This is a genomic window from Dietzia sp. DQ11-44, from assembly GCF_014145205.1.
GTDB lineage: Bacteria > Actinomycetota > Actinomycetes > Mycobacteriales > Mycobacteriaceae > Dietzia > Dietzia natronolimnaea.
In genome coordinates this window covers 1-4,127 of sequence record NZ_JAALEC010000381.1, presented here as the reverse complement: position 1 = coordinate 4,127, position 4,127 = coordinate 1, and the positions used below count along the sequence as shown (strand labels likewise).

The 4,127-nt window shown below is 70.2% G+C and carries 3 protein-coding genes; 2 read left to right on the top strand and 1 reads right to left on the bottom strand.

The window, feature by feature from the left end; genetic code table 11:
- The coding region (locus G6018_RS10100) for an alpha/beta-hydrolase family protein (protein ID WP_182639527.1) at positions 1 to 873 on the top strand (873 nt) is incomplete at its 5' end.
- 74 nt (positions 874 to 947) lie between these two features.
- Here the strand turns inward: G6018_RS10100 and G6018_RS10095 are convergent.
- Positions 948 to 2,813: an ABC transporter ATP-binding protein gene (locus tag G6018_RS10095; protein ID WP_182609954.1), complete on the bottom strand. Its 1,866-nt coding sequence runs from the start codon at positions 2,811 to 2,813 to the stop codon at positions 948 to 950.
- 229 nt (positions 2,814 to 3,042) lie between these two features.
- On the opposite strand from G6018_RS10095, the gene G6018_RS10090 reads away from it, so the two are divergent.
- Positions 3,043 to 4,127, top strand: a 1,085-nt coding sequence (locus tag G6018_RS10090) for an alkane 1-monooxygenase (RefSeq protein WP_182639526.1), incomplete at its 3' end; no start/stop codon positions are given.

Here is a 4,127-nt window from a genome sequence, read left to right as displayed (position 1 = left end):
GACGCGGCCGGCACCGTCGAGGAGGCCGCCGACCTCGTGGTGGCCGAGCTCCACCGCACGGGAGCCTTCGACAGGTCCGTGCTGGCCGTCGCCACCACCACCGGGCGCGGATGGGTCAACCCCCGCGTGGCCGGGGCCCTCGAGTACACCACTGGCGGAGACTCCGCGATCGCGGCCATGCAGTACTCGTTCCTGCCCAGCCCCCTGGCGTTCGTGGCCGATCGGCAGTCGCCCCAGCGCGCGGGACGCGCCCTGTTCGAGGCGGTGGAGCGCGCCGTCGCGGACGTGCCCGAGGCCCGTCGCCCCGCACTCGTCGCGTTCGGGGAGAGCCTCGGCTCCTTCGGGGGGCAGACCGCCTTCGGTGGTGCCCAGGACATGGTGGCCCGGACCGACGGCGCGCTGTGGGTGGGCACGCCCAACTTCTCACCGCAGTGGTCCTACCTCACCGCCCACCGCGATGCGGGCTCGCCGGAGCGACTACCGGTGATCGACGGCGGTGAGCACGTGCGCTTCGCCGCCGGCGGGCCGGATCTGGATCTCGACGGCGCGCCCTGGTCCTCTCCGCGGATCGTCTACTGGCAGCACGCCTCCGATCCCATCACCTGGTGGTCGCCCGACCTCCTGCTGCAGCGCCCGGACTGGCTGCGGGAGCCACTGGGCCCCGATCTCGACCCGGGGGTGCGGTGGACCCCGTTCGTGACGTTCTGGCAGGTCACCCTGGACATGGTGTTCTCCGCGGAGGTCCCTGCCGGCCACGGTCACACCTTCGGGCCGGACGCCGCGCAGATGTGGGCCCGGATCCTGGACCCCCCGGGCTGGGCCGACGCCGACACCGACCGGGTCCACGACGCGATCGCCGGGGGACGCTACTGACGGGGGTGCTTCCGACCGGTGGGAGTGCTGCTGACCGGTGGGGGTGCTGCTGACCGGCCCCGCCGACGCGGCTGCTACTCCTGGTCCGCGAACTGGGTCTCGTACAGCTCGGTGTACCGCCCACCCGCGGCCAGCAGCTCGGGGTGGGTGCCCGACTCCACCACGCTGCCGCCCTCGAGCACGAGGATGCGGTCGGCGGCGCGCACGGTGGACAGTCGATGGGCGATCACCAGGGACGTCCGGTGGGACATCGCCTCGGTGAGGGCCTCCTGGACCGCGGACTCGTTGGTGGAGTCCAGTGCGCTCGTGGCCTCGTCCAGCACCACCACGGAGGGCTCCGCGATGAGCAGCCTCGCGATGGTCAGGCGCTGCCTCTCGCCACCGGAGAGGCGGTACCCGCGGTCGCCGATGACGGTGTCCAGCCCGTCGGGCAGCGACCGGACCAGCTCCTCCAGCCGCGCCCGGCGCAGGGCGTCCCACACCAGCTCGTCGGTCACCTCCGGACGGGCGAAGGTCAGATTGGACCGGATCGTGTCGTGGAAGAGGTGGCCGTCCTGGGTGACCATGCCCACCGTCCGGCGCAACGACGACGAGGTGACCTCACGCACGTCGAGGCCGGCCACCCGCACCGCCCCCGAGTCCACGTCGTACAGCCGCGGGAGCAGCGACGCGATGGTCGACTTGCCCGCGCCCGACGATCCGACCAGTGCGATCATCTGCCCCGGTTCGGCGTGGAAGCTGACCCCGTGCAGGACCTCCTGCCCGCCGCGGGTGTCGAGTACGGCGACCTCCTCCAGCGAGGCCAGGGAGACCTTGTCGGCCGAGGGGTAGGAGAACCGGACGTCGTCGAACTCGATGGCGGCGGGGCCCTCGGGCACGTCGACGGCGTCGGGGGCGTCCTTGAGCAGCGGGTCCAGGTCCAGGACCTCGAAGACCCGCTCGAAGCTCACGATAGCGGTCACCACGTCCATCGGTGCGTTGGCCAGCGAGGTCAGCGGGCCGTACAGGCGGGTCAGGAGGAGGGCGAGGGCGACGACGGACCCCGCGTCCATCCCGCCGGTGAGGGCGAACCAGCCGCCGACGCCGTAGACCAGCGCGAGGGCCAGGGTGGAGACCAGCGTCAGCGAGTTCATGAACACGCTCATGAGCAGCGCGGTGCGGACCCCGATGCCCCGCACCCGACCCGCGCGGGAGGCGAACTCCGCGGACTCGGCGTCGGGGCGGCCGAACAACTTGACGAGGGTCGCGCCGCCGGCGTTGAAACGCTCTGTCATCTGGTCGTTCATCGACGCGTTGAGGTCGGAGGCCTCGCGACGGAGCCTGGCCAGGCGCCTGCCCACGTAGCGGGCGGGGAAGAGGAACACCGGTAGCAGCAGCACCGACATGAGGGTCAGCTGCCAGTTGATCCCGGCCATCACCACCAGGGTGAGGATGAGCTGGACGAGGTTGGACACGACCCCGGAGAGGGTGTCCGAGAAGGCCCGCTGGGCGCCCAGGACGTCGTTGTTGAGCCGACTCACCAGCGCACCGGTGCGGGTACGCATGAAGAACGCGACCGGCATGGTCTGGACGTGGTCGAACACCGAACGGCGCAGGTCGAGGATCAGACCCTCGCCGATTCGCGCCGACCAGAACCTGGTCACGACGTTGTTGACCGCCTCGACGATGCCGATCACCGCGATGGCGGCGGCGAGGAGGAACACCACCCGTACCGCGGCGCCGTCCACGATCGCGGTGACCACCCGGCCGGCGAGCAGCGGGGTCACCACGGCGAGGGAGGCCCCGAACACGGACAGGATCAGGAACAGGACGATCAACCGGGTGTGCGGTCGCGCGAACTGACCGATCCGGTGGAAGTTCTCGCGGGTGAAGACGCTGCGGTCGAGCGTGATGTTGTTGTTCTCGGCCCGCATCAAGGTGCGCATGGCGGCCTGCTGCATCGTCACGTCCGCCACTCCTCCCGCGTCGGAGTGGATCCGACGACCTGTCGGTACAACTGCGCGGACCGCCCCCGTATTCCGCACCGGCCGGTGGAACGGATGGCCTCGTCGTCGTCCTCCCTGGACAAAATCAGACCCCATGTCTAGACATGGCCCGGGAATTTGTCTAATCTTGTCTCCAGACAGTGGCGTAGGCCACATCACCAGTGATCTTTGGAGGTCGTTGACGATGTCCAGCACCGAGTACATCCGCCCCCGGGGCGCAGACGAGCGTCCCGACCGGGACCCCACGACGGACCCCGCCGCCCGGGACGCCGCCGCCCAGGACACCGCCGCGGTGGGTGACGCCACCGACGCCGCGGTCGAGCCGTACGCGTGGACCGACGCCAAGCGGTACCTGTGGCTGCTCGGCCTGATCCCGGCGATGGGGCTGTTCCTCTCGATGCCGTTCGTCATCGGGTTCAACGGGCTGGGTCTGGGCTGGGCCGCCACCGCCGCGTGGTTCCTGCTCCCCGTCCTGGTCTACGTCGCCATCCCCCTCGGCGACCTGGCGGTCGGAGCCGACGGCCAGAACCCGCCGGACGAGGTGATGGACCGGCTCGAGGCGGACCCCTTCTACCGCTGGTGCACCTACCTGTACATCCCCTTCCAGTACGCGTCCCTCATCGTCGCCTGCTACCTGTGGACCGCCCAGGACCTGTCGTGGCTCGGCTACGACGGCGGGCTCGGGATCGCCGCCTCGATCGGTGTGGCCTGGACGGTGGCCATCACGGGCGGGATCGGGATCAACACCGCGCACGAGCTCGGCCACAAGATCGCCGGGAGCGAGAAGTGGCTGTCCAAGGTCGCCCTGGCCACCACCGGGTACGGACACTTCTTCATCGAGCACAACCGTGGGCACCACGCCCGCGTCGCCACTCCCGAGGACCCGGCCAGCTCGCGCTTCGGCGAGTCGTTCTGGGCGTTCCTGCCGCGCAGCGTCGTGGGATCCGCACGGTCGGCCTGGCACCTCGAGTCCGAGCGGCTCGGTCGCCTGGGCAAGAGCCCGTGGACGATCCGCAACGACAACCTCAACGCGTGGCTCATGACCGTCGTGCTCTTCGGCGGACTGATCGCCGTGTTCGGCTGGGAGGTCGCGCCCTGGCTCCTCGTCCAGGCGGTCTTCGGCTTCTCGCTGCTGGAGGTGGTCAACTACCTGGAGCACTACGGCCTCAAGCGGCAGAAGACCTCCGCCGGCCGCTACCAGCGCTGCCGCCCGGAGCACTCGTGGAACTCCGATCACCTGGTGACCAACATCTTCCTGTACCACCTGCA

Excerpts from the sequence above, each read along its gene's own strand:
- G6018_RS10095 (WP_182609954.1), bottom strand. The coding sequence starts at position 2,813 with ATGCAGCAGGCCGCCATGCGCACCTTGATGCGGGCCGAGAACAACAAC.